Raw genomic sequence first — 25,792 nt, 5'->3', positions numbered from 1 at the left:
ATATTTAGCATTGAGATCAGTCGATAATAGAGCCTTGATTAACTGGTTTTTCAGGCAAGGGCTTTCCAATCATCTCCAGCAAGGTAGTTTCAATCATCAAGCTCATCGCGTTTAAAGCCAGATCGTTAGGTTCTACCCCAAAAGGTTCTTCAATTTCATCGGCAATGGCTTCCAGCGCAACAAAGGTGTAAGCTATAAAAATTACGATAAGTGGTGTAAACCAGCCCAAACTATCTACAAATCCAAAAGGAAGCAAAAAGCAGTAAATATAAACTGTACGATGTAACAGTATCCTGTAAGTATAAGGTATGGGCGTAGATGCTATCCTTTCGCAGCCGCCGACGATATCAGATAGTTTGCCCAAATTTTCATCAAACGCCACTTGCTGAATGGAATCTATTTTACCTTGTTCTTTGGCATTTTTTACCCAAATAGCCATTTCCTTCATTAACATAACCGGCTTATAAATAGCGCCTTTTACATCGGGGTAAATTTCCGGAGGCAGCCTTTTTTGCAGATCGTCGTTTGCGTCTGTATGCCTTAACTGGTGTTTAAGCGTATAGGTAAAAGCTACCAGGTAATTAACAAAGGTTTCTACCTCCGTAGAATTGAGCAGATAGCCACTTAAAGCTATGGCCTGCCTTGCTAAAGAACGGGTATCGTTAAGTAAGGCCCCCCAAAGTTTACGGGCTTCCCAAAAACGATCGTAGCTGGCGTTATTTCTGAATCCCAGGAAAAGTGCTAAAGCAATGCCAAACAGTGTAAACGGAGCAGGATTAAGTGGTATTTTATAATGAAAGAGAATTCCCTTAGCAAAAACAACAATTACAGATAGCGCAAACAGCAATAACAGTCGTGATAAAAGTTTCGGCAATACCGATCCTTTCCACATGAACAGCATTCGGAACCAGTGTTCGTTTTTTCTGATAATCATATTATATTCTTTTCAATAAAACTAATAGCCGCTTTTGAGCTACATTAATTTGTTTGTTGAACCATTCTAATATAATTACATTTTCAATTACCTTCAAAATATCTTCGAGGTAACAAACCCACACGGGAACCGAACAACCGGTTTTTATTCTGTTCCTTTCAAATATCTTTTATCACTACTGACATAGGGCTGTCATCGGGCCTGCTTTTCTTTGTTATGAAATCATTTTTTTAATTAAAACAAACAAAATGGAAAACAATCTAAGCACACAGCAAACAAGCAATGCGATGGAGGGGTTCACCTCTTCAGATGCCATATTAAATCATTGGCAAGGTCATCGCCGGCTAACGAGGCAGGTAATTGAAGCTTTTCCAAAAGATAAGTTATTTGAATATTCGATTGGAGGAATGCGTCCCTTTGCTATGATGGTAAAGGAAATTATGAGTATTGCAGATTCAGGTATTCAGGACCTTTTCCAGGATAGCCCTACACCCGTTGCAAAGCTTGGCCACCATTCAGGAGGCTCTTTCGCCAACACAAAAGAAGAAATTTTAAATTTATGGGATGATATCACCTATAAAATTGAGACACTTTGGCCCCTGATACCACAACAGCGCTTTCAAGAAGTAATGGTGGCTTTCGGAGCATATGAAGGCATAACATCTGATATAATTCTCTATTGGATTGATAACGAAATCCATCACCGCGGACAAGGCTATGTTTACCTCCGATCTCTGGGAATCGAACCGCCAGCGTTTTGGAACAGGGATTAGCGTTACGCTAAATATTTCGCTATTAACTTAGCAGTTGTTTTAAATAATTAGTGAGCCGTCAATTGCTTCGCATCTATTGAAAGTTGCAGAATCCCAGACTTACGAAGTTTTAGAAACTTCGTAAGTCTTTCGCCGCTATTTTTTAGCGAAATCTTTAGCAATTTCGTTTAGCTGAATTGCGCTGATAGTTTGTTCGCCATTATTAATAACTACTCGATACCGGAAAGTTACAGATTCTCCTTTCTTCAGGCTCAGGTTTTTAGCCGATTTGCCATTGGTAAAGATCTTTTCACCAAGCGGATTGGCTGCAAACAGGCCATAACCCCGGGCATGCCAGAATGTAGGATAGTTGGGATTTCCAGGATGATCTATTATAGCAATACTTACCGAATCGGCACCCATTTTGCCAAAAACCTTGCACCATACACCACGGGTGCTCCAAGCATCGTTACCTGTTTTACCGGCACTGGTTAAGTAATTACCATTGGCTAATTTATCTGTGCCACCTTTAACTATGGTTACATTACCTTTATCATCTGTGAATTTTTGATCCTCTGTAGTGGGCATCTGCAATTCGTGCGCTAAACGCAGGCCCAGCATGCCGTCTTTGGCATCGTTAAAAACAGCATCTACATCGGCTTTTAAGGTAGTAACCCGGTCAATTATACGCTGGTTACCTTTTCCGCTAAATTCAAAACTTGTAGTTTCTTCTAAAAGAACCTCTTTTTGCTGGTTGGTCCAGTTTGCATGATAGGCCAATACCCCAATAGTTCCGCCGGCCGCTTTCAATATATGGTCAGTACGTATCCAACCGTATAAATTCTTTTTGTCTTTAGGAATGGCATATGAATTGTTCCAGAAGTCAAGCCCGTTTAAGTTTTCAAAATTAAACCATAAACCAATATGGTGCGGATGATCAGTCGGGTCACCGGGTTTAGGTTCAAGTGGAAAGCCACGGGTAACAACGGTACCGTTAGCGGCATACAAAGGATACAATACCGGTTTTTCAAGACTATCAGGATACAGAAAACTGGTAAACAGCTTGCCGCCGACAAAAACATCAACCTTATGTTCTTTTGCCGAGCTCACTATCTTTACCGGTTCGCTTTTTTGAGCCGATACAGCCGAAGTCAGGGCTGTTAATCCTACAATCAACCCCAACTTTTTGAACCTGTTTATCATAATGTCTATTAAAATTTAAATATCTGACCGTTCACCATTACCTCCTGGGTTTTCTCATCAAATGTGGCTTTATAGCCGGTATGAACGGCAGCATTGGTCATAATATTTGCTATAGAATGGCTGTATCCTGCTTCAACCGGCGCATTTGGCTGTTTACGACTGCGTACACATTCCATCCAGTTACGCACATGATTTGAAGTCAGTACATCGCCGCCTGTATTGGCCGAAGCAATTACCTTTTCGGTATTTGCCAGACTAACCTCGGGGAGCAGGTTTGCCTGCATATTCATGGCGGCAGCCATCTTTTGTGTTAAGCCGCCGTTTGGCGAAACTTTGTTAGTTATCAGGTTTAATTCACCTCCGTTTGAATAATAAATCTCTGCCGGATGCTCATCTCCGTTGTGCATGCGCGAACCAAAAGTAACCTGGAAACCAGTTGAAGCGTCATCCAGCGGGCCATAATCAAAGGCGGCCAAAATGGTATCCCAGTTTCTGCGGCCGTCTTTCCACATATAAATCCCCCCATTGGCAACTACGCTTCGCGGATGTTTAAGGCCCGAAAACCAATGTACAGTATCAATCTGATGGCTCATCCATTGACCTGCCAATCCAGATGAATATGGCCAAAACAAACGAAATTCTAGGTACTTGCGTGGGTCGAACGGTTCATACGGACGGTTCATAATAAAACGTTTCCAATCAGTATCGCCTTCTTTTAATGCGCCTAACAGCTCAGGTCTGCGCCAGCGGCCGGGCTGGTTAACATTCCAGGTTAATTCAACCATGGTGATGGGGCCAAATTTACCCGAACGGATAAAATCATTAGCCGCATGATAATTAGCTCCGCTCCTGCGCTGTGAACCTATCTGCACTATCTTACCCGATTCCTTTATCGCTTTAAGGGCATCGCGGTTATCTTCCATAGTTTCTGCAAAAGGCTTCTCCACATAAGCATCACATCCAGCTTTTACTGCTTCAATAGCATGGCGGGCATGCTGAAAATCAGCAGTGCTGATAAATACCGCATCTACCGATTTACTATCATATAATTCCTCATTATTGCGGTAAGCCTTTACATCATTCTGCATCTTTTCTTTCCAGGCTGCAGCGCCTTCTTCTCTACGCCTTTTCCAGATATCTGATACACCTACTACCTCAAAATTGAGTTCTTTGTAGTGGTTCATAAAACTGGGAATATGCGAACTTTTATGCCTGTCAGAAAACCCTACAACACCAACCCGTACCCGATCATTAGCGCCGATAATGCGTTTATAGCTTTTGGCGCTCCATGCGGTTTTGGTGAGCAATGTTCCGGCCCCTACTATTGCGACTTGCCTGATAAAAGTTCGACGTGATTTTTCCATAATAGTTGTATTACTTAGGTTGTTGATTTTAATTGCTCTTGAAATTGCAGCTGATGTCAATCATCAGGCCGCAACCATAATATTTTTTGTAGAGTACAGGTAAATTGGTTTAAACACAGTTTGTGTAACTGGCAAAGTCAAATATCGATGAAATCTCACTAAAAATATTATCCTTTTTGTAAGAAACATATTACAATGAGGTAATGATAACTATTTGTAATGGTTTCTTGAAGAAGCAAACTGCTAAAAATATCAATAAGCATTGCAACTAATATATAATAGTATTAACTACTCCTTTTGTCAAAATACCTTAAAAGTTTGCCCCGTTTGAGCACCCAAAACACTTTTGATATAGGCCTGTGTTACCCTTTCCATAGTCACGGGTGCATGGCCGGGAAAGTATGGAAAATACCCGGGAGAATCCTCCACCACGCCAGGACTTATGGAATTGATACGGACACCATTTTCAAGCTCGATTGCTGCCGATCTTACAAAAGCATCAAGCGCCCCATTTACGGCGCTTAAATTTGCTCCTAAAACAATGGGATCTTCACTTAAAATACCAGATGTTAATGTAAAAGAACCCTTAGGATTAATATAATGCTGACCTGTTAAAACCAGGTTAACCTGTCCCATGAGCTTACTATCTATCCCTTTCATGAAATCAGCATATTTCATCGAAGCTAAAGGCCCAAAATGGCCGTTTCCGGTTGTACTTACCAGTGCATCAAATGGGCCAACCTGCTCATAAAAACGCTCAATAGCTTCCGGTGAGCTAATGTCTAATTGCAGGTCGCCGCTATTTAAGCCTACTTTTATAACCTGGTGTTCTTTTTCAAGAGCAGCAGTTACGTGCTTTCCTATGGTGCCGGTAGCACCCACGATAATGATTTTCATGATAGCTTATTTATATTGTTTTTTTTAATAGGTTCATAATTTACGATCGTACTAATTTAAACCGTTTTATAATTCCGTGCATGAAATTGAGAGGGAAAAACACTTGTCCGAATAAAAAATGACAATAAATATGGTATAAAAATCAGCCGGTTAAAAGCGGGCTTTATGCCCTTAGATTAATAGCTACTTAGAGCCGCCGGCAAATCAAACCTGGAGAAAGAGGGTATTAAAAAGCAATTAATATTTGCAGCCGAAACTAAAGATTAAACTATCTGCATTAAAGATTTTAGATACTCCGGCACTTGCAACAACCTGCTGCCATACCATGAAAACAATTCACCATCTACCAGAATAATTTTCGCCTTTGGCAGCAACTGTTTAAATTCTTCTATATGTTTTTGTGCAAAAGGGTAAGGTTCTGATGATAAAAATACAACATCTGGATTTACTTTAACCAGTTCATCGGCCGAAACTTCGGGGTACCTGGCTGTTACAAAAGTGTTGATTAAACCACACTTTTGTAACAGGCTATCAATATAAGTTTGTTTGGCGGCCACCATATAAGGTTTTCGCCAGATAAGGTAAGCTACCCGAAGATTTAAACGAGGTAAAAGCAATGTATTAAAACCCAGGCTGATCTCACTACATAAAATTTCCGCCTCTCCCTGGCGATCGACTATTAAACCTACACCCCGGATCATCTTAATTGCAGTATCAAGATCATAGATATCGCTTATCCAAACCGGGCAGGTATTCATGAGCTCTTCTACCTGGCTACGTTCGTTTTCTTCTTTATTGGCTATTATCAGATCGGGCTGTAATGATTTAATCAGTGGAATATTTAGCTGCTTGGTACCCCCTACTTTGGTTATACTTTTAACTTTTTGCTTTGGATGAATGCAGAATTTGGTAATGCCAACAAGTTCAGCATCCAACCCTAAATATAATAAAAGTTCGGTTTGGGATGGAACAACAGAAATCATCCTTTTAGGTACGGCAGGTAAACATACTTCACGATTTAATTGATCGTGGAACACAGCCATATTAAAACGCGTTCTTTTCGCCCCTTAAAGCGTTCCAGAAAGTTAAAAATACAATCTTCAGATCTAACAGGAACGACCAGTTCTCCAGGTACCAAACATCAGCCTCCACACGTTCAAGCATAGCCTGGGTGGTTTGTGTTTCGCCCCTTAAACCTTTAATTTGTGCCCACCCGGTAATACCAGGCTTAAGAAAGTGCCTTACCATGAAAGTATCTATCAACTGCGAATATTGTTGAGTGTGGCTGATCATGTGAGGCCGTGGACCTACTACAGACATGTTACCAAGTATTACATTGAAAAACTGAGGCAGTTCATCTAAACTAGTTTTGCGGATAAAAGCGCCTGTTTTAGTTATACGGGCATCGCCACGGGTAGCTTGCTTCTTATCCGAATCTTTATTTACCCGCATACTGCGGAATTTATAGCATTTAAATGGTTTATTATCCCTGCCAGAGCGTTCCTGTACAAAAAATATAGGTCCTCTCGACTCAAGTTTGATCAGGATAGCCAATATTGGGAACAGCCAGCTAAACACAAACAGAATAATGAACAACGAAAATGTAACGTCAAACAGTCGCTTTATAAACCTGTTGAGCATATTTTCGAGCGGCTCGGGTCTTACAGATATTACCGGGATATGCCCAAAACTTTGTATAAAGGTTGGTTTTTTTGCATAGTCATAATACTCTGGTATAAATTTAAACCTGATGAGGTTTTTATCTGCATCAAGCATAAGCCGCTCAATAGTTTGTGCTTCTGAGCTTGGCAGTGTACAAAATATCTCATCGACTTTATTGTTTAACACATAGCTTATACAATCATCCGTTCCTCCTAAATATAAATGATTGTCGCTAACTGTTTTGGGGTCATCATCAAAAAAGCCAATCAGGCTGTAACCACGTTCAGGGTTTTGTTTGAAAAAGCTATAAAGATCAGTTCCTATACGGCCGCCACCAATAATAATTACGGCCCGGGTATCAATTAGCGATGCCCTATCACTTTTACGAATGGTAAGAAATATCAATTTCCATAAACCTAAAAGAAAACCGAACAGTGCCAACGAGTAAAACAAATACTCCCGAGTAATAAAATAAGCCTTTGTACCTATGAGTATTATAATAGTAAAGCAGATAAAACTCACAAACAACAGGTAGGTTTTTATTACACCTCGGTAAGTTTTTATAGAGTCTTTATTTAATACGTGTTCATACAACCCGGTGATATTGGCAGACAATAACCAGATTAAGTTAAAAACTAAAACAATAGGTAAATATTTTCTGTTATTTATCCAAAAAACGTATGACCTGTCCTCAATAAAGTAAGAAATTACCATGCTCATATTAAGTATAATATAATCAATGGTAAGGTTCACTGCTTTAATAAAAGTAGCGTATCTGTGAATCATGTATTAGAGCTTCTTGAAGTATACAACACCTGCTAAAATTAGCATATTTATTTATAAATAACAATGTGATAATTGAATGCACAAACGATTACAAAAGTGTTAGGGCATGATTGACAAAATTAAAAATTTAGAAATTTCAACAAAATCAAATATAAAATTATTAGCGCATTAAGTAACCCTTTATGATCGTAAAACGCGAATATTAATCTTGTAAATCCGGCGATACTATAACCGTCCGTCAACGATATCTTTATCAAGCATGCCTTTTATATCATATATAACAGATAAAGGCGTTTTCTTTAGCTGACTATAATTTAACTCAAAAAATTCCCTGTGCGAAACCGCAACTATTATGGCATCATACCCCCCCTTTAAACCATCAACATGCTTAATTGTTTGTACGCCATACTCGTGTTTAACTTCTGAAGGATCGGCCCAGGGATCATATATTTCATAACAAATTTCATATTCACTTAAAACCTTTACAATATCAATTACTCTTGTATTCCGTACATCCGGGCAATTTTCTTTAAATGTAAAACCAAGTACCAATACATTTGAGTTTTTAACCTGAATATCTTTCTTAATCATTAGTTTAATGACCTCCAGGGCTACATAAGTACCCATGCCGTCATTAAGCCGCCGACCAGCCAATATGATCTCGGGATGGTAGCCAACTTCCTGCGCTTTTTGAGCAAGATAGTAAGGATCAACGCCCGTGCAATGGCCACCCACAAGTCCGGGTTTAAAATTCAGAAAATTCCATTTGGTACCTGCCGCTTCCAAAACCGCGTGTGTATCAATACCGATAATATTAAATATTTTGGATAGCTCATTGACAAAAGCAATATTGATATCGCGCTGCGAGTTTTCTATTACTTTACAGGCCTCGGCAACCTTTATACTTGGGGCTTTATGTGTACCAGCATGAACAATAGTTTGATAAAGCTTGTCAATAAAATCCGCAGCCTCGGGCGTTGAGCCAGAGGTTACCTTCAAAATATTAGTTAACGTATGAATTTTATCTCCGGGATTGATTCGCTCCGGCGAGTATCCGGCAAAGAAATCGACATTATACTTTAATTTTGACACCCGCTCAAGCACTGGTACGCACACATCTTCGGTAACGCCAGGATAAACTGTTGATTCATAAATAACTACATCACCTGGCTGTAGTACGTTGGCAACAGATTCACTTGCTTTTATCAATAAACTCAAATCGGGACGGTTGTGCAGATCTGTTGGTGTGGGTACCGAGATGATATATACATTGCAATCGGTAATATCCTGAACAGTTGACGTACAAATAAGACCATTGCCAATGCCTGTTGATAAAACCGATCTTAAAACTTCTGTATCCGTTTCAAGCGTGCGATCAAATGCATTATTTAATTCATCAACCCGGCCTTTCTTTATATCAAAACCTTTAACCGGAAATTTTTTGGCAAACTCAACAGCTAATGGTAAACCAACATAACCGAGGCCTATTATTGCAATGCGGATACTCAGGGGCTCTTCAAACATTTATAAGGTAGTATAGATGGGTAAAGTTAATTAATTTTGCTATAAACGCTGAACCCGGCTCTTTATAGCATGACTCCGTTGGTTATTTACACCTTCTCGGATATTGTATGAGATTTGAATTATTTCTATCGTTATTTAGCAGCTTCCAATTCAGTTTTGCTGAAATTCCGAACGATCATCCCGACGGGTTTATGAACCGGCGTATTTTCTATCATCACTAAACCGGGTAAAGTTATTTTCTGTTGGGATTAAACATTATATATCTGGTAAACGCCAGATATTGATCTGTTTTGTGCCGAACCTACAAGCAATGTAGTAACTTTCTTTTCCAGCATAAGCTGTTCTGCATGACTTGCAAACTCATCTTCATCTATAATAATAGGATTTTGGGTCATAATTTCAAACACAGTTAAGGTTGCTATATCAGGATGCTTTAACAGGGCCCTTCTCAGATCCCCGTCGGTAACTATACCTTTAATATAAGTAGCATCCCCTACCATAACCATACCCAACCGCCCTTCTGACATTTTTAATAACAGATTCATAAATGAAGCCTGCTCCTCAATAAATGGCAGTTTATCGGTACGCATCAGGTCTTTAACTTTTATAAGCAGCTTGCGCCCCAGGCTTCCACCGGGATGGAAACGGGCAAAATCATGCTGTTTAAAATCACGGGATTCCATTAAAGCAATTGCAAGCGCATCGCCCATTACCAATGCGGCCGTGGTTGATGAGGTTGGTGCAAGTTCAAGGGGACAGGCCTCACGTGAAATTTTAACATTTAAATGGTGATCGCTATTTTTAGCTACTGTTGAATTTGGATTACCGGTTACCCCTATAACCAGGTTTTTATTCCATTTTAAAAATGGAATGATCCTTAACACCTCATCAGTTTCGCCCGAATAAGAGATCAGCATCACGATATCATTGGTACTAACCATACCCAAATCCCCATGAAAAGCCTCACCGGGATGAAGGAAAAAACTGGGCGTACCTGTACTTGCTAAAGTAGCTGCAATTTTTTTGCCTATAAGCCCAGATTTACCGATGCCTATAACAATAAGCTTCCCGGTATTGCTTAATATGGCATTTACCGTCTTGGTAAACTCGTCATCAATTAAACCGGCCACATGTTGCAGCGATTCGATCTCTATATCAAAAACTCTTTTAGCAATATCCTTCATTGCTTAACCAACTAATGAAGCAATCAAACCATCCAAATCATGCAGTTTAAGCATATTAGGGCCATCGCTTAAAGCATTATCAGGATCGGGATGAGTTTCAATGAAATAACCATCAGCGCCAAAAGCTTTTGCAGCCAAGGCCATCATAGGCACAAAAGTACGGTCGCCGCCGGTTTTGCCCCCTGCCCCGCCCGGACGTTGTACCGAATGGGTACAATCCATGCAAACCGGGTGACCAAATGCTTTCATATCATAAATATTCCTGAAATCAACCGCCAGGTTATTGTAACCATACATATTACCACGCTCGGTAAGTATTACCTGGTTATTACCTGCTTCCAAAACCTTTTGGGCGGGATAAAACATATCTGCGCCAGAAAGGAATTGTGCTTTTTTTACATTTACAATTTTACCGGTTTGGGCTGCTGCTACTAACAGATCTGTCTGACGGCATAAAAAAGCTGGGATCTGCAAAACATCAACCACCTCTGCAGCAATGGCTGCCTGAAAAGGCTCGTGAATATCAGTTAAAACAGGCAAGCCAAATTTATCCTTCACATTTTGAAGCATTTCCATACCTTTTTCAATACCCGGACCGCGATATGAATGTATAGATGTACGATTGGCTTTATCAAATGATGACTTGAATACTACAGGCACATTGTATTTCTGCCCTACTTCGGCAACTTTTTCTGCTACCTGGTATAACAGTTCCTGGTTCTCCATTACACAGGGTCCCAGTATAAAAAACGGCTTCTGCCGCATTTGCTCAAACAACATATTATGAAAGTTATAGGGCAAAGATAATTATAAGCACGAATTTCACGAATGGAAAACAAGGAGGTCGAAATTACAGGGTGCTTTTTTCGCCAGCCAGCATGTTAAAATTTATTTGCTGTTAGCTTCAATTAATGCCGTTACCGATTGCCGGTAAGCTTCCCCAATTGGTATCTCCTTCCCGTTAATGATGATGGAAGTTTTACTTACCGCCTCAATTTTACGGGTGTTGATGATAAATGACTTATGCACCCGCATAAAATAAGACGGCCAGTTTTTTTCTACGTTTTTAAAGCTTAGCCTTACAATAGCTGTTTTTTTATCATCTGGAAAATATATTTTCACATAATCCCTCAAGCCTTCCAGATATTGTATTTCATCAAATACAATTTTAAGAACTGAATAGCCGGCGTTTAGATAAGTATGATCTGCTGATTGGTTAATTAAAGACTGCTTCAATTCTTTAAATTCATAAAGCTCTTTAGCCTTGTTGCAAGCCATCATAAAACGCTCCATCGGAACAGGTTTCATCAGGTAATCAACCACATTTAAGGCAAAACCCTCCAAAGCATATTGTTTATAGGCAGATACGATTATAATCAGCGGTTTATTTATCAGGCTATTTATAAACTGAATCCCTGTAACTCCGGGCATCTGGATATCAATAAACATCAAATCCACGTTGCTATCCTGTAAAGCCTTACTTGCCGAAAAACCATCATCACATGCCGCCTGTAAGTTTAAAAAAGGTATTTTACTTATATTATCAGTAAGTAAACTTAAAGCCAGAGGTTCATCGTCAACCGCGATACAATTTATCATGCGTCCAATTTTAATATTAAATTAACTTCAAAAAGGTTGTTTTTATTATTGATAGTTAACTCATGTTTGTTTTCATACAACAGATTGATTCTCCTGCTCACGTTTGCTATCCCTATGCCCGACGAAGAATCTTTTTCCTCCTTATAAAAAGGGTTGTATTTATTACTAACATTAAAATTCAAAAAATGGTCACCTGCAAATAGCTCAATCGTGATATGAGCATCATCAATTGAACTTACACCGTGTTTAAATGCATTCTCTATAAATGGGATTAAAAGCATAGGCTCAATAAGCTGATATTCATTATTTATATTAAATGTAGTTTCTACTTTAACTTTCCGGCCAAATCGTTGCTTTTGCAAATCAATATAATCTTTCAGGTATTCTTCTTCTACTTTAATATTTACTTTCTCCTCATCCGTGTGGTACAGCATGTATTTCATTAAACCAGAAAGCTTCATCACTGTTGGTTCAAGTTCTGAACTGTTCAACCTAACCAGCGCAACTATGTTATTCAGTATATTGAATATAAAATGGGGACTTATCTGTGATCGCAGAAATGAAAGTTCGGTCTTTAATTTTTCCCTGTCGGTTTCATTCAATTTATTCTTGTATTCAAGTAAATTGTTATTCAGGCTATATGCCAAACTTGCTGCCATTGTAAGTAAAAAGGCCGGCAATCTTAACCAACTGGTGCGCATTAAGTTATAAGGCACATCTATTTCTAAGGCCACATATATCTGGTGATGAAAAAACAGGTACAGCGCGTAAATTGAAATAAAAGTCAAGGAATAATAAAAGTATTTTTTTTTCAATAGCAAATTTGGGATCAGTACAGCACTATTTAAGTAAAAAGTGCCTATCCAAAAAAAATACCCCATGTAATCTATCTTAAAAAAATCGTTGATCTCTTCCTGGGTGTACGCTCTGGATGGCATTGCCCTATAGGAGTGCATAATATAAGGTAATGCCATCAAAACCAACCAAACGCATACATGCGTTAAAATTTTGAAATTTCTATGATGCAAATTCAACCCCACTATCCTGTTATTTTCATTCATGGCTAAAATACATTTATAAAAGATTTAATTAAAAGTATACCTATAATGCTATATTATTTTTACACAAAACCTACTGCGCAAACTTTCCTACCTCAAAGCATTTTTTCACTTACAACACTGCTTTACAGTTAACAGGAATTTCAATACCACATTACCACCATGTCATCTTTTTATAAGTTGACGCGGTGATTTCAAGCGATAAATTGGCTTACAATTGGTTTATTATGTCTTTTTGAAAACAGGCACTAATATATTACATCCCGTTAAAGTCTCCCTAAATCTTTATACAAAATTCAAAATTTTCTTTGTCGTATATCTCCGGCTGTTTGTCTCACGCATCTTATGCTTTGTCGATATATTAAAATCGATAAATCTATTATTTGATTATTTGTATTCAATTATAATAAACCAGGTATAAGCAGTTAAGCCTTAAGATTCATAAGGCTTTTATTAAAGAATTAATTATTGTTAACAGGAGCATTTCATACGCTTTTTAATAATCTGATCAAGGAATTAACAATACAAGTGCGTTGACAAATAGCGCCATGTATTAAAAGAGCTTAGATGATTATAAACATGTCATTTGAGATTTAGTTGATCAATATCACTTGAGAAATGATATTGGGTTGCGTTCCGGGATGAGATCCGGAACGCTTTGTTTACCAACTAAATACAACTCCTTACTTGTTTGCATTTAATAATAAACCAAATATATAACCAACAAATCTCAATCCTATGTTTAAAAGTTTACTCCTTAAAGGAAGATGCTTTGGCGTGCTGTTATGCTGCTTAGTTTCTTCAATGGTAGTTACAGCACAAACAAAGTACAAAGGTAAAGTTATCGGCAGCGATGATAAATTACCCGTTATTGGCGCGTCTGTACGTGTTAAAGGTGCTTCTACCGGTGCTGTAACCGATGTTAATGGCGAATTTACGATTAGTTTAAGTCCGGGCAACACCCTGGTAGTTTCCTATATCGGCTACCAAACCCAGGAAGTTGCTGTGGGTACCGACGCGAATTTAAGGATCACCTTAATTGCCGGTACCAACTCCCTAAATGAGGTAGTAGTAACCGGCTACGGTAGCCAACGCAAAAAGGACCTGGTAGGTGCTGTTGCTGTGATAGATGTGGCCGCAGCCAACAGGCAGCCTACCTCATCTGTTGAAAACCAATTACAGGGTCAGGCCGCGGGTGTTACCGTAATAGCATCTGGTCAGCCGGGTGAAAATCCATCGGTAAAAATCCGTGGTGCCAACACTTTTGGAAACAACCAGCCATTGTATGTGGTTGATGGCGTGCCAACAACCAATGTAAGCGATATTAACCCCAATGATGTGGCAAGCATGCAAGTGTTAAAAGATGCCAGTTCTGCATCAATTTATGGTGCACGTGCCGCAAATGGTGTAATTGTTATTACCACCAAAAAAGGTACTGGCAAGGTTAGTGTTTCTTATGATGCTTATTATGGTACCCAGGTACCCAAAGGTGGCAACGTATTTAACCTGCTGGATCCGCAGGAAATGACAAGTTTAAGAAACTTAGCTATTAAAAACACCGCTGCTTTAAAAGGAATCCCGGTTGACCTAACCAGTAATTTATATGGTCCTAACGGTGATGTATTACCAGACTATATTAGCGCCGGCGGTGCCGGTCCTTACGGCATTCATGACGGCGACCCTGCGGTTGATCCTTCAAAATACAATGTTAACCCATTTTATACATCAGGAGATCCATCTGGCTTTTACCGTATTACCAAATCAAACAAGGCAGGTACAGACTGGTATCATGAGATATTTAAAACGGCGCCCATCCAAAGCCATAATGTGGCTTTAAGCGGCAGTTCTGACGTGGCAACTTATTTGTTTTCTTTGAACTACTACAATCAAAAAGGTACTTTAATTGATACTTATGATAAACGTTACACCGTAAGGGCAAATACCAGTTTTAAAGTATCCAAACATATACGTGTAGGCGAAAACTTATCCTATTCCATAACAGAAAATCCGCTGATTAATGAAAATGATGAGGGTTCTGGAATTGGTATGGCTTTCCGCGAGCAACCTATTATCCCTGTGTATGACATTATGGGTAATTACGCCGGTTCAAATACCGCAAACCTTGGTAATGCCAGGAACCCTGTAGCCATACAACAGCGCACTGCTAATAATTATGGAGCCTATAACAGGTTATTTGGTAATGTTTTTGCCGAAGTGGACTTATTGAAATACTTTACCCTGCGCACGCAGTTTGGTGGCGAATATTATTCTGATTACAACCATAACTTTACGTTCCCTGAATATGAAAACTCAGAAAACAATACGACCAATTCCTACGCCGAGAATTCATACAATGGATATAATTACACCTGGACAAACACTTTAACCTATCACCAAACCATCGGTAAACACGATGTTAAATTATTGGTAGGTACAGAGAACTACAAAAACAGGTATGAAACGTTAGGAGCTACAAACACCGGCTATTTCACATTTGATAAAAATTACACAACCATATCAACCGGTACAGGTGTACCAACAGCGTACAGTACTATTGAACGGGACAAGATACAATCATTAATAGCCCGTTTAGATTATACATTTAACGATAAGTATCTTTTAAATGCAACTATTCGTCGCGATGGTTCATCCAGGTTTTTAACAAATCAATACGGTTGGTTCCCTGCAGTAAGCGCCGGCTGGCGCATATCCCAGGAAAGTTTTCTGAAAGGTGTGAACTGGATTAACGATTTAAAGATCAGGGGTGGTTATGGTGTAATGGGTAACCAAATCAACGTAGATCCTTCTAACGCATTTACTACATTCGGTGCAAGCAAAACCAACTCTTACTATGATATAGCTGGCACATCAACCAGTACAACTGCTGGCTTTACGCAAAGCCGGATTGGTAACCCCGATGCTAAGTGGGAGCTTGATAAAAACTTAAATATTGGTTTTGACGGTTCCTTCTTTAATCAAAAATTGGATATCTCTGCCGATTATTACAAAAAGGACATAACCGGTTTATTGTTCAACCCAAATCTTCCGGGTACTGCAGGTTCGGCCACGGCGCCTTATAGCAACGTGGGTGCCATGAGTAATACGGGCTTGGATGTCACTATTGGTACTCATCAAACCTTTAGTCATGATTTAAAAATGAATGCTTCATTAACCTTTACTACTTACCACAACGTGATTAAAGCGGTTACCGTAGGCCAGCCTTACTTTGATGAAAACTCTGGTCGTTTTAACGGTAGTTCAATAATCCGGAACCAGGTAGGTGGGCCTGTAGGTGGTTTCTTTGGCTACAAAACAGCTGGCTTCTGGAATTCACAAGCAGAGATTGACGCTGCCAACGCAAAAGCAGGAGGTGTTTACCAGACTGATGCAGCGGTTGGTCGTTTCAAATATGCCGATATCAACGGTGATGGAAAAGTTGATGCCAGTGATCGTACACTGCTTGGCAACCCGAACCCTAAATTTACGGGTGGTTTAAACCTTGATTTTTCTTATAAAAACTTCGATCTGAACATGTTCTGGTATGGTTCATACGGAAATAAGATATGGAATGACGTAAGGTGGTGGACAGATTTTTATGCAAACTTTGCAGGTGCAAAAAGCAAGACAGCTTTATATGATTCATGGACACCTACACACATGGATGCCAAAGCCCCAATTCAGGAAATTGATGGTTCATTCAGTACCAACACAGTACCAAACTCATTCTATGTTGAAAACGGATCATACCTGCGTTTGAAAAACTTACAGGTAGGCTACACCTTTGATCCTAAACTATTAAAATCAATAGGTATTGATAGGTTCAGGGTTTATTTATCAGGAGCAAATTTAATTACGATAACTAAGTATTCGGGAGTTGATCCTGAGATTGTGGGTGGTGGCACAACCAGCAACACCAACAGCAGCACAAACTTTGGTGTCGATCGTGGTAACTACTCGCCAAACCGTACTTATTTATTAGGTGTACAAGCTAAATTTTAATTAAAGAAATTATGAAAAATATAAAACGTTTATCAGTGTTTGCATTCATTGTAGCTGGTATAGTTCAAAGTTCATGCAAAAAGTCATCCCTTAATCAACCCGCTTTGGGTGCACTAAGCACAACTCAAATTACTACAGCAGCTGGTGTGGATGGTCTTTTAATTGGCGCCTATTCGGCGCTTGATGGTCAACAGGGTACTAACGCAGCTTTTGGCGGTGGCGGACCATGGGAAACCTCGCCCGACAATTGGATATATGGCAGTGTAGCCGGTGGCGACGCCCATAAAGGCAGTTCAGGTATTGATCAGCCTGCCATAAATTCCATAGCAACATTTACGGTTGATGCCAGTAACGGTTTTTTAAACAGCAAATGGAAAGCTGATTATGAAGGTGTAACCAGGGCCAACAATGTGCTTAAAGCGGTAAGCGCTGTTGCAGGCTTAACTGATGCCGCCAAAGCAAATATAATTGGACAGGCCAGGTTTTTAAGGGGACATTACTATTTCGACCTGAAAAAGATGTTTGGAAATGTGCCTTATATTGATGAAACAACAACCAATTTTGTACAGCCAAACACAACCGATATCTGGCCTAAAATTGTCGCCGATTTTGCGTTTGCCTATGCAAACTTACCCGCAACCCAAACCCAGGTTGGCAGGGTTAACAAATGGGCAGCCGGAGCATACCTTGCCAAAACCTATCTTTATCAAAAAGATTATACCAACGCCGACAAAACATTCACAGAAGTTATTGCCAGCGGAACAAATTCAGCAGGGCTTGTTTATGGTTTAACAGATAACTACGAAGATAATTTTAACGCAGCCACTAAAAACAACAAAGAAACCGTTTTCGCTATTCAGCAAGCAGCAAATGATGGTACCGGAACTATTAGCGAGGCCAACAACGGCGATATGCTAAATTACCCTTACAATAGTCCCTTCGGCTGCTGCGGTTTCTTCCAGCCAACTTTAGATCTGGCAAACTCATTCCGTACTGATGCAGCAGGTCTGCCTTATCTGGATGATTATAACTCTCATCCTATTGTTACCGATATGAATATCGCATCTGATAAACCTTTTACACTTGATGCAGGCAACGTAGATCCCCGTTTAGATTGGACTGTTGGCCGTCGTGGAATTCCTTATCTTGATTGGGGTAATCACCCGGGTACAAATTGGATTCGTGAACAAAGTTCGGCAGGCCCCTATTCTCCTAAAAAGAATGTTTACTACCAGGCATCAAAGGGAACTTATGCTGATAGCCATACATGGGCGCCAGGAAATGCCAACCAGGTTAACGTTATACGCTTTGCTGATGTTTTGTTAATGGCTGCTGAAGCAAAAGCACAATTAGGTACCGGCGATTTAGGCTTATCCTACGTAAATATGGTTCGTGCAAGGGCTGCAAAACCAACGGGGTTTGTATACACGTACAAAGATGCCGGTAACCCAACCGGTGGATATACCACCACGCCGGCCGCTAATTATGTGATAAACCCATATCCGGCCGGTTATTTTACAGGCAAAGATTTAGCGTTAAAAGCTATTTACTTTGAGCGTAAGCTTGAGTTAGGCATGGAAGGCCACCGTTTTTTTGATATCGTACGCTGGGGAACTGCTCAACAAACTTTAGCCACTTATTTTGGCTTTGATGGCAAAACCATAACCGATGTTGCCGGTGCACATTTTACTACAAGCAAAAACGAGATATACCCTATTCCACAACCACAGATAGATCTTGAATCAACAGGAAAATCTTCTGCCTTGAAACAAAATCCGGGTTATTAGTACTAAACCTTGTCATTATTTATATAAAGGAGGCGGCTTTTGCTGCCTCTTTTTGTATAATGAAACATCAAATTAAAACTTAGCTTACAAAAAATCGAATATCCGTTATGAGGTTAAAAAAGCATCATATTTTAACATTAACCTTGTTAGTATTTACAAGTGCCGTTTGCTTTATCTCCATCAACTGCAATAGTCCCGAAAAAGAAATTGCTAAAACCGATGGCAGAGCACTCTCGTTAAAATATTGCAAAAGCTGCCACCAGTATCCTGACGCCTCACTATTGGATCAAGAAACCTGGGCAAAGCATGTATTGCCTGCAATGGCTCCGCGTTTAGGAATACAGGTTTATGCAGAAGATCAATACGTTAATAACCCATCGACAAACTCACCGGTTTCTTATGATAATTGGTTGAAAATTGTTGATTATTATACGTCAATATCTCCAAAAGCGCTTAAACCTGCCAAAGCGCCTGTTGCTCCGGTAAATGATTGGGGTGTTTTTAGTTTGGTTAAGCCAGCCAGTAGTGTTTCTGTGGCTACTACCACAATGGTAGCTTTTGATACGCTTGAGCATCGCCTATATACCAGTGACCGGATGAGCAGCAGTATTTTTCAATGGTCGGATAAGTTAAAGCTCTTGGGTACTGATAAATATAATTCGCCCGCAGTTGACGTGCAGTTCTACAAGGATGATAAAGGCAACAGAAACAACATATTTACCTTTATCGGCTCCATGGATGCGGTTGATATTACCAATGGCTCTGTAAGCGAAATAGATTTTAACAAAGGTGGCGTGGCTACGTCATTAATTGCCGATAAATTACCAAGGCCCGTTCAATCATTAGCTATTGACATCAATAAAGATGGTTTAACAGATTGGGTGGTTTGCGGTTTTGGCCATAATTTTGGCGGCTTGTACTGGTACGAACAATTACCAGGCAAAAAATTTGAGAAACACATCATAAGCATAATCCCTGGTGCTGAGCACGCTGTTACCGGTGATTTTAATCATGATGGCTGGCCGGATATCGCCTGTTTATTTGCCCAGGCTGATGAAGGTGTGTGGCTGTTTTTAAATGACCATAAAGGGGGCTTTTCAACAAAAAACGTATTACGGTTTCCGCCTATGTATGGCTCAAGCAGTTTCCAGCTGGTAGATTTTAATAACGATGGCAAACCGGATATTTTATACACCAGTGGAGATAACAGTGATTATTCAAGAGTTTTGAAACCTTATCATGGCGTGTACATTTTCCTGAATCAGGGTAATTTTAAATTCAAACAGGCTTATTTTTATCCTGTAAACGGTGCCACCAAAGCCATTGCAACTGACTTTAATGGCGATGGCAAACTGGATATAGCTTTGATCGCATTTTTTCCTGACCTTAAAAAACACCCGGCCGAAGGCTTTACTTACTTTGAACAGGATAGGTTTATGCATTTTATCCCGCACAATCTGCCGATAGCAAAAGAAGGGCGCTGGATTTGCATGGATGTTAATGATTATAATGCAGATGGTAAGCCCGATATTGTTTTGGGCAATTTCTCCTTAGGTTTTATTAATGAGGACGGTATTAAGCCCGATTGGAATACCCATACTCCATTTATTATCCTAAAAAATAAGTCAAAATTTTAGTTAATCAATTTGGGGGTGTAAATACTTTAATTTTCATCAATAAGCGAATTAAGTACTGGTCATGAATCCAATAGATTTGTTTTCCTGCTTTTTAACAGCAAGACCCTGAATAAAAAGCTGCCCCCCTTCAATCTTAAACTCGAGACTGTGCTCATCAGGCTTAAAACCATCTCCTATAAAAATTTCCTTTATTTTTTCCATCAGTTCTTTCCGATCAAAAACAGGGGTTAGTTTGATCTGGTCGTTAAGAGGTTCGAGCACGATACCCTCAACTTTGTAAGAGAATAATTTTGATTCCATTTGATAAATATAGCGGATTAAATACTATTCTATTGTCATCCTATTCCTATGATTTGCCATTAGGTTTAAAAAAATAGAGGATTCTTATCCCAATGAAATCGAATAAATATCGGTGCCACACAGCTTGTGAAGCTGTTCAATTCGGTACAATAAGACAAAGAAATATTAAAAAGCCCGGCTTATTTTTAATTAAATAAATTTTGGATGAAAAAAATCAGATCATATGAAAATGAATTTATAGCCCTCTAATGTAAAATTAAAAAGAGTAAAGCAAATGATTATAACCTTTGTAAAACATCAAAAACAAGTACATTAAAAACAGTATACAAATCGTTAGTTTTCTACATATAAACTTCATATAAATTTACAAATCAATGCATTATATATATAAAAGCCCACACCAAAACTTCAATACACTCATAAAATCCCCTAACCCCAATGTGTCATTCGTATAATTTGTGGCAGCAGAAAAGTTAGTTGAAACTTGCATACTCTCATGGCTTAAAATGATCCAAAACTCAATTGAATTAAAAATATTTCAGCTATTTATATTTCTGGTATCGTTTATCTGAGAATTTTTTCGTATATTGAACTATGGGTAGATCTGTAGAAACCTTTAGTAAGAAGGAAAGAGAAAAGAAAAAATTTAAAAAACAGCTTGACAAAAAAGATAAAGCGGAAGATAGAAAGGCCAATTCTGACAAGGGCAAGAGCCTGGAGGACATGATGGCCTATATAGACGAAAATGGAAATATTACTTCCACTCCACCTGATCCGACAAAACGGAAAAAAATCGTCATAGAAGATATCCAGATCGCGGTTCCCAAGCAAGAACATCTTGCCCCTGCCGATCCTGTTAGAAAAGGCGTTGTCGCTTTTTATAACGAATCAAAAGGTTACGGTTTTATTAAGGACTTGCTAAGCCAGGAAAGTATTTTTGTGCATGCCAATGGACTGTCAGAAGCTATCCAGGAAAATGACAAAGTAACCTTTGAAACCGAACAGGGACAAAAAGGATTGAATGCTATAAAAGTCAAAAAACAATAGCTGATTACATTTTCACATCCCGGATTTGTGAGCCTATTGAACCAGTAGAATTTATTGCCTCGAGCCTATAAGATCACATTCTTTTTAAAATGCTGTTATAAAGCAAATTTCTCAGAATCGTAGCATACCTCCAAGGTAAAGCTGGCATGTATAATCAACGGAATTGTAACGGCACCTTCAATACTATAAGTGTTGAAAGTGCCGTCATATTCCGTATTGCATTATCTTTGACTAATTTATGTAATTCCATATCCTGAAACCGAACCAGATGCGCCCCTTTATCACGGCAATTAAACTTTTGCGTCGCCCTGATTGTGCAAACAGTTCAACTGTTCCGTATCTGATGTCAACTCTTTGCTCCCGTTAAAAGAATCACAGTATTTTTTTAATAAAGAATTAAAAAACTAATAATTTTAGCATTAGTTTTGCATTCGGTCTAATCCCTTGCGGGAAAAACAATCACCGGCAAACGAACTTTCACAAAAAAGACTTCCATGCAGGAAGAAATTTTACGTTGCATGAAATGCCACAAACAAATTTTATGCTAAAATTGCAACAGAAAAGATGGATACAATTAACCCGGTGATGACTTTGGCTTTGGATTATGTGGAATCCACCAATACAATAGTTTTTCTTACAGGCAAAGCTGGCACAGGTAAAACCACCCTTCTTCAATATATCAGGCAAAACTCAAAAAAGAAAATGGCTGTTGTAACCCCTACCGGTGTAGCGGCTATCAACGCGGGTGGTATGACCATCCATTCTTTCTTCCAAATCCCTTTTGGGCCAATCATCCCGTCAGGAACTTCGCGGCCGGAGCTGCATTATAGCCCGGAGAAAAAAGAACTGTTATTTAACCTGGAACTGCTAATCATTGACGAGGTGAGTATGGTACGGCCGGATGTGTTAGATCATATTGACCTGGTGTTGCGCAATGTAAAAGAATCCGCTTATCCTTTCGGTGGTGTTCAACTGTTGCTGATTGGAGACCTTTCGCAGCTGAGCCCAATTATCAGGGACGAGGAGTGGATGCTGCTGGGCCGTTACTATTCAACCCCCTATTTTTTTAGTAGCCTGGTGTTGCAAAAAACGCCCTATGTCCGCATCGAACTGGATCATGTATTCAGGCAAAAGGAACAGGCATTTGTTGATATTTTAAACGAGGTTAGAAACCAAACTATCAGCCCCGAGAACCTGGGGCTTTTGAACGAGCGATACCAGCCAGATTTCCGCCCAACAGCAGAAGACCCCTATATTACGCTCACCACGCATAACGGGATTGCTCAGCAGGTTAATAACGAGTTTGTTGAAGCGTTACAGGGAGAGGAATTTGAATTCAAGGCTACCATCCGCGGAGAGTTCCCTAAAGATGCCTATCCCACAGAAACTACTTTGAAACTCAAGATCGGGGCACAGGTTATGTTTGTCAAGAATGACAGCTCTGCAGAAAAGCTTTTTTATAATGGAAAAATCGGGACCATTACGCGAATAGAAACCGACACAGTATTTGTGCAATGTGGTCACGAAAGCCGGGAAATAGCGGTACAGGCATTGGAATGGACAAACATCAAGTACCAGTTGGAAGGAGAACAAATTAATGAAAGCAACGCGGGCAGCTTTGCCCAGATCCCTTTAAAGCTGGCCTGGTCTATCACCATACATAAAAGCCAGGGCCTGAGTTTTGATAAAGCTATTATTGATGTAAGTGAAGCTTTTGCCCACGGCCAGGCTTATGTGGCTCTTAGCCGTTGCCGAAGCCTTGCTGGGATGGTGCTCCGCAACCCCATATCTCCACATAATATTATCGGCGACCCGGCCATAGTACATTTTAACGAACAAGCCAAACTCGTTAAACCCAACCAGGAGCGATTGAAAGGCGACAGGGAGTTGTACCGGCAATTCCTGCTGACAGAACTGTTTGATTTCGGCGGCCTTCAAAACAGGATTGGAAATTTCAAGGACCTTATCCCAGGTTTTCAGGAAGATATTATAGACGTATCCAAAAAATTTGTACGGCAAATATCAGCCCATAATGGGGAACGTATACAGAAAGCTGCAGAATACTTCCTGGCAAAATTAACACTGACTACCGAGAGCCTTCATACCCAGCTCCCCTCCTACATTAATCAACCGGGTGCTATTAAAGAAAAGGCAGCCAAGGCAGACCAGTTGATTCAATGGATCATGACAAAAATTACTTTAATGGAACATTTTTCTAAAGAAGAATTTAATGTTATTACTTACCTTAAAGTGAAAAAGGACGCACATGCCGGCGCAGTTGCTGATCAATCCCAATCATACGTCAGGGCCATGAACGCCAAACCAAACGAAAAGCTTTTTAATCAACTGCTCGTATGGCGGGATTCAGAAGCTCAAAAAAACAACATCATGCCTAATATGGTAATCTCCGAGAAGACGATGGCCTCAATAGCCGAAAAACTCCCGGCGACGCTTAAAGCACTTGGAACAATTAAAGGAGTAGGTCAACAAAAATCAACACAATATGGCCAGGAGCTTATTGCCATGATCCGCGTTTACCAACAAGAATTGTCAGGCGTTGAATTGGAACAAAAAAGTTTATTTTAGAATATTAGATTTAACATAATTGGCACCTGCCAGTTATACACCGACGCTCAATTTTTTAAGATCCTTTGTAACTGCCTGGCCGTTTTAAATCCACATTTGGCAGCAATATATTCAATGGTATATTCTGGATTATTGAGCATCGTGTTAGCATATTCTTTGCGCAAAAGCGTATGGTATTCCAATATAGTAGACCCGGTTTTTTCTTTAAAAACCCTGCTCAGGTTTCTCGGGCTCATATTAACCAGCGATGCAAGAGTTTCTATATTATTTTCTGCGGAAAGATGATCAATCAAATAATCCTGTACCTCATGCACTTGCGGGTTTATATGGTTGCGGTAATCCAGGTAAATGCTTTGTTGCTTATGCTTGCCGCTTCTGCGGTGATAAACCACTAGTCCCCTTGCTACTTTATGGGTAAAAAGCGGGCCTTTAAAATCCTCAAGAATAGCTAAGGCCAGGTCAATGCCGGCACTTATCCCTGCACTGGTGTATACGTTATTGCTTTTTATATACAAAATATCATTTACAACCTTTGCCTGTGGAAATTGTAATTGTAATTCCTTCACCCTTCTCCAATGCGTGGTACATTCGGTATCCTTTAATAAACCAGCCTTGCCCAAAGCAAAAGCGCCGTTGCAAATAGAACAAACAGTTACATGCATGTCTGAGCACTCTTTTAACCATTTGAAAAATGCCCGTTCTGCCCCAAACGCAATGCTATTAACATATTCAAAATCCATACCGGGTACAAAAACAAAATCCCCCTCCTGTAATAAAGCTTCAGTAAAATGCCTGAGCTTCCCAAATCCCAGGCCAGAAGTTGATACAGGATTATCCTGGTAGGTATAAAATTCCATTTCTATCTCAAAACCATAAAATTTAGCTTCGGTAAAAACCTGCACGGGCCCGGCCAGGTCCAGCAGTTCAACGGTTGGGGGAATAATAAAAGCAATTTTTCTCATGAGTTTTAGAAGCAATTTTCATAAAGGTAATACATAAGTGGGTTGCCGATAAGGCCATTTACCTGTCGGATACAGACAGATAGCTTTACAGAAATTATTTTATTACAAAGGAACTGATTTTGCATTTCGATATCTTAAAACAGTCAAATAAAAGCCAATTGTAAAGTCAATGGATAAGCAAAACAGATCATAGTGAGGTGGAATTAAACTGGAGTAAGGGAACATACCAAAAACAAGGTCCCAGATGCCGTGCAGGAAATAACCTGCTGCTAAAATGATCATACTTTTTTTTACTCCATAATAGGCAATAAAAAGAAACAGAATGGCCTGCACAGCAGTAATGATCAGCGAAGCTACAGTACTCCAGGTAAACCCAACATAAAGGAAGCCGATTCCCGACAGGATGAGTCCATAGATGAGTTCTTTATCCAAATGTTTCAAAATGTTAATGGTTAAAATAACTACAAGGCCCAGCGAAATTCCAATGATTAATGCGATCATGACTTGATGT

20 protein-coding genes are annotated in these 25,792 nt (G+C 39.6%); 6 read left to right on the top strand and 14 right to left on the bottom strand.

Annotation, left to right across the window (positions count from 1 at the left end):
• Positions 1-16 precede the first annotated feature (16 nt).
• Complete coding sequence (locus AC1DYB_RS19955) at positions 17-934, bottom strand: bestrophin family protein (RefSeq protein ID WP_477437406.1); 918 nt, start codon at positions 932-934, stop codon at positions 17-19.
• Positions 935-1,182: 248 nt separating this feature from the next.
• Between AC1DYB_RS19955 and AC1DYB_RS19950 the strand changes: the two genes are divergently transcribed.
• Positions 1,183-1,707, top strand: a complete 525-nt coding sequence (locus tag AC1DYB_RS19950; RefSeq protein WP_477437404.1) for a DinB family protein — start codon at positions 1,183-1,185, stop codon at positions 1,705-1,707.
• A gap of 135 nt (positions 1,708-1,842) precedes the next feature.
• On the opposite strand, the gene AC1DYB_RS19945 is transcribed toward AC1DYB_RS19950, so the two are convergent.
• From AC1DYB_RS19945 to AC1DYB_RS19900, 10 genes are all read right to left on the bottom strand, one after another.
• On the bottom strand, positions 1,843-2,889 hold the full coding sequence (locus AC1DYB_RS19945; protein ID WP_477437402.1) for a DUF6807 domain-containing protein: 1,047 nt from the start codon (positions 2,887-2,889) through the stop codon (positions 1,843-1,845).
• Positions 2,890-2,897: 8 nt separating this feature from the next.
• On the bottom strand, positions 2,898-4,253 hold the full coding sequence (locus AC1DYB_RS19940; protein WP_477437400.1) for a Gfo/Idh/MocA family protein: 1,356 nt from the start codon (positions 4,251-4,253) through the stop codon (positions 2,898-2,900).
• Between the two features lie 300 nt (positions 4,254-4,553).
• Positions 4,554-5,150 (bottom strand): short chain dehydrogenase, encoded by a 597-nt coding sequence (locus tag AC1DYB_RS19935; protein ID WP_477437398.1) that lies wholly within the window; start codon positions 5,148-5,150, stop codon positions 4,554-4,556.
• Between the two features lie 263 nt (positions 5,151-5,413).
• Positions 5,414-6,133 carry a helical backbone metal receptor gene (locus tag AC1DYB_RS19930; protein WP_477437396.1) on the bottom strand — a complete coding sequence of 240 codons (720 nt, stop codon included), beginning with the start codon at positions 6,131-6,133 and terminating at the stop codon, positions 5,414-5,416.
• Positions 6,134-6,194: 61 nt separating this feature from the next.
• Positions 6,195-7,598 (bottom strand): undecaprenyl-phosphate glucose phosphotransferase, encoded by a 1,404-nt coding sequence (locus AC1DYB_RS19925; protein ID WP_295720401.1) that lies wholly within the window; start codon positions 7,596-7,598, stop codon positions 6,195-6,197.
• A gap of 225 nt (positions 7,599-7,823) precedes the next feature.
• The gene (locus AC1DYB_RS19920) at positions 7,824-9,122 is read right to left on the bottom strand and encodes a nucleotide sugar dehydrogenase (RefSeq protein WP_477437393.1); all 1,299 of its coding nucleotides are present in this window, start codon (positions 9,120-9,122) and stop codon (positions 7,824-7,826) included.
• 248 nt (positions 9,123-9,370) lie between these two features.
• The gene (locus AC1DYB_RS19915; RefSeq protein WP_477396316.1) at positions 9,371-10,306 is read right to left on the bottom strand and encodes a KpsF/GutQ family sugar-phosphate isomerase; all 936 of its coding nucleotides are present in this window, start codon (positions 10,304-10,306) and stop codon (positions 9,371-9,373) included.
• A 3-nt stretch (positions 10,307-10,309) separates the two neighbouring features.
• Positions 10,310-11,071, bottom strand: coding sequence for a 3-deoxy-8-phosphooctulonate synthase (gene kdsA, locus AC1DYB_RS19910; protein WP_477396344.1), 762 nt, complete (start codon positions 11,069-11,071; stop codon positions 10,310-10,312).
• Positions 11,072-11,194: 123 nt separating this feature from the next.
• Positions 11,195-11,905 carry a LytR/AlgR family response regulator transcription factor gene (locus AC1DYB_RS19905; RefSeq protein ID WP_477437391.1) on the bottom strand — a complete coding sequence of 237 codons (711 nt, stop codon included), beginning with the start codon at positions 11,903-11,905 and terminating at the stop codon, positions 11,195-11,197.
• Positions 11,902-12,843 (bottom strand): sensor histidine kinase, encoded by a 942-nt coding sequence (locus AC1DYB_RS19900; RefSeq protein ID WP_477437389.1) that lies wholly within the window; start codon positions 12,841-12,843, stop codon positions 11,902-11,904. Before AC1DYB_RS19900 ends, AC1DYB_RS19905 begins: the two co-directional genes overlap by 4 nt.
• An 858-nt stretch (positions 12,844-13,701) precedes the next feature.
• Here AC1DYB_RS19900 and AC1DYB_RS19895 point away from each other — a divergent pair.
• The 3 genes from AC1DYB_RS19895 to AC1DYB_RS19885 all read left to right on the top strand — a co-directional run bounded on the left by AC1DYB_RS19895 (position 13,702) and on the right by AC1DYB_RS19885 (position 20,386).
• On the top strand, positions 13,702-16,962 hold the full coding sequence (locus AC1DYB_RS19895) for a SusC/RagA family TonB-linked outer membrane protein (RefSeq protein WP_477437387.1): 3,261 nt from the start codon (positions 13,702-13,704) through the stop codon (positions 16,960-16,962).
• An 11-nt stretch (positions 16,963-16,973) separates the two neighbouring features.
• Positions 16,974-18,749: a RagB/SusD family nutrient uptake outer membrane protein gene (locus AC1DYB_RS19890; RefSeq protein ID WP_477437384.1), complete on the top strand. Its 1,776-nt coding sequence runs from the start codon at positions 16,974-16,976 to the stop codon at positions 18,747-18,749.
• A gap of 107 nt (positions 18,750-18,856) precedes the next feature.
• Positions 18,857-20,386, top strand: coding sequence for an FG-GAP repeat domain-containing protein (locus AC1DYB_RS19885; protein WP_477437382.1), 1,530 nt, complete (start codon positions 18,857-18,859; stop codon positions 20,384-20,386).
• A gap of 48 nt (positions 20,387-20,434) precedes the next feature.
• On the opposite strand, the gene AC1DYB_RS19880 is transcribed toward AC1DYB_RS19885, so the two are convergent.
• Entirely contained in the window at positions 20,435-20,686 is a 252-nt protein-coding gene (locus AC1DYB_RS19880; protein ID WP_477437380.1) for a hypothetical protein, read from the bottom strand.
• Between the two features lie 594 nt (positions 20,687-21,280).
• Here AC1DYB_RS19880 and AC1DYB_RS19875 point away from each other — a divergent pair.
• Together AC1DYB_RS19875 and AC1DYB_RS19870 are read left to right on the top strand one after the other, a co-directional pair.
• Positions 21,281-21,733 (top strand): cold-shock protein, encoded by a 453-nt coding sequence (locus tag AC1DYB_RS19875; RefSeq protein WP_295720378.1) that lies wholly within the window; start codon positions 21,281-21,283, stop codon positions 21,731-21,733.
• A 564-nt stretch (positions 21,734-22,297) separates the two neighbouring features.
• Entirely contained in the window at positions 22,298-24,319 is a 2,022-nt protein-coding gene (locus tag AC1DYB_RS19870; protein WP_477437378.1) for an HRDC domain-containing protein, read from the top strand.
• Between the two features lie 47 nt (positions 24,320-24,366).
• On the opposite strand, the gene AC1DYB_RS19865 is transcribed toward AC1DYB_RS19870, so the two are convergent.
• Positions 24,367-25,281 carry a GlxA family transcriptional regulator gene (locus AC1DYB_RS19865; protein WP_477396425.1) on the bottom strand — a complete coding sequence of 305 codons (915 nt, stop codon included), beginning with the start codon at positions 25,279-25,281 and terminating at the stop codon, positions 24,367-24,369.
• Between the two features lie 102 nt (positions 25,282-25,383).
• Positions 25,384-25,782 (bottom strand): DUF6010 family protein, encoded by a 399-nt coding sequence (locus AC1DYB_RS19860; protein ID WP_477437376.1) that lies wholly within the window; start codon positions 25,780-25,782, stop codon positions 25,384-25,386.
• Positions 25,783-25,792: the final 10 nt, after the last annotated feature.

Source organism: Mucilaginibacter sp. P2_A4, assembly GCF_056405015.1.
Note: the sequence above shows the minus strand (reverse complement) of the source record. Positions and strands in the feature narration are given on the sequence as shown.

Bases quoted from the DNA above. Each gene is read 5' to 3' on its own strand.
- AC1DYB_RS19860 (WP_477437376.1), bottom strand. From the start codon at position 25,782: ATGATCGCATTAATCATTGGAATTTCGCTGGGCCTTGTAGTTATTTTA.
- AC1DYB_RS19915 (WP_477396316.1), bottom strand. From the start codon at position 10,306: ATGAAGGATATTGCTAAAAGAGTTTTTGATATAGAGATCGAATCGCTG.
- AC1DYB_RS19920 (WP_477437393.1), bottom strand. From the start codon at position 9,122: ATGTTTGAAGAGCCCCTGAGTATCCGCATTGCAATAATAGGCCTCGGT.
- AC1DYB_RS19925 (WP_295720401.1), bottom strand. From the start codon at position 7,598: ATGATTCACAGATACGCTACTTTTATTAAAGCAGTGAACCTTACCATT.
- AC1DYB_RS19940 (WP_477437400.1), bottom strand. From the start codon at position 4,253: ATGGAAAAATCACGTCGAACTTTTATCAGGCAAGTCGCAATAGTAGGG.
- AC1DYB_RS19955 (WP_477437406.1), bottom strand. From the start codon at position 934: ATGATTATCAGAAAAAACGAACACTGGTTCCGAATGCTGTTCATGTGG.
- AC1DYB_RS19900 (WP_477437389.1), bottom strand. From the start codon at position 12,843: ATGCCATCCAGAGCGTACACCCAGGAAGAGATCAACGATTTTTTTAAG.
- AC1DYB_RS19930 (WP_477437396.1), bottom strand. From the start codon at position 6,133: ATGATTTCTGTTGTTCCATCCCAAACCGAACTTTTATTATATTTAGGG.
- AC1DYB_RS19945 (WP_477437402.1), bottom strand. From the start codon at position 2,889: ATGATAAACAGGTTCAAAAAGTTGGGGTTGATTGTAGGATTAACAGCC.
- kdsA (WP_477396344.1), bottom strand. From the start codon at position 11,071: ATGCGGCAGAAGCCGTTTTTTATACTGGGACCCTGTGTAATGGAGAAC.
- AC1DYB_RS19890 (WP_477437384.1), top strand. From the start codon at position 16,974: ATGAAAAATATAAAACGTTTATCAGTGTTTGCATTCATTGTAGCTGGT.
- AC1DYB_RS19865 (WP_477396425.1), bottom strand. From the start codon at position 25,281: ATGAGAAAAATTGCTTTTATTATTCCCCCAACCGTTGAACTGCTGGAC.
- AC1DYB_RS19950 (WP_477437404.1), top strand. From the start codon at position 1,183: ATGGAAAACAATCTAAGCACACAGCAAACAAGCAATGCGATGGAGGGG.
- AC1DYB_RS19875 (WP_295720378.1), top strand. From the start codon at position 21,281: ATGGGTAGATCTGTAGAAACCTTTAGTAAGAAGGAAAGAGAAAAGAAA.
- AC1DYB_RS19885 (WP_477437382.1), top strand. From the start codon at position 18,857: ATGAGGTTAAAAAAGCATCATATTTTAACATTAACCTTGTTAGTATTT.
- AC1DYB_RS19870 (WP_477437378.1), top strand. From the start codon at position 22,298: ATGGATACAATTAACCCGGTGATGACTTTGGCTTTGGATTATGTGGAA.
- AC1DYB_RS19895 (WP_477437387.1), top strand. From the start codon at position 13,702: ATGTTTAAAAGTTTACTCCTTAAAGGAAGATGCTTTGGCGTGCTGTTA.
- AC1DYB_RS19880 (WP_477437380.1), bottom strand. From the start codon at position 20,686: ATGGAATCAAAATTATTCTCTTACAAAGTTGAGGGTATCGTGCTCGAA.
- AC1DYB_RS19905 (WP_477437391.1), bottom strand. From the start codon at position 11,905: ATGATAAATTGTATCGCGGTTGACGATGAACCTCTGGCTTTAAGTTTA.
- AC1DYB_RS19935 (WP_477437398.1), bottom strand. From the start codon at position 5,150: ATGAAAATCATTATCGTGGGTGCTACCGGCACCATAGGAAAGCACGTA.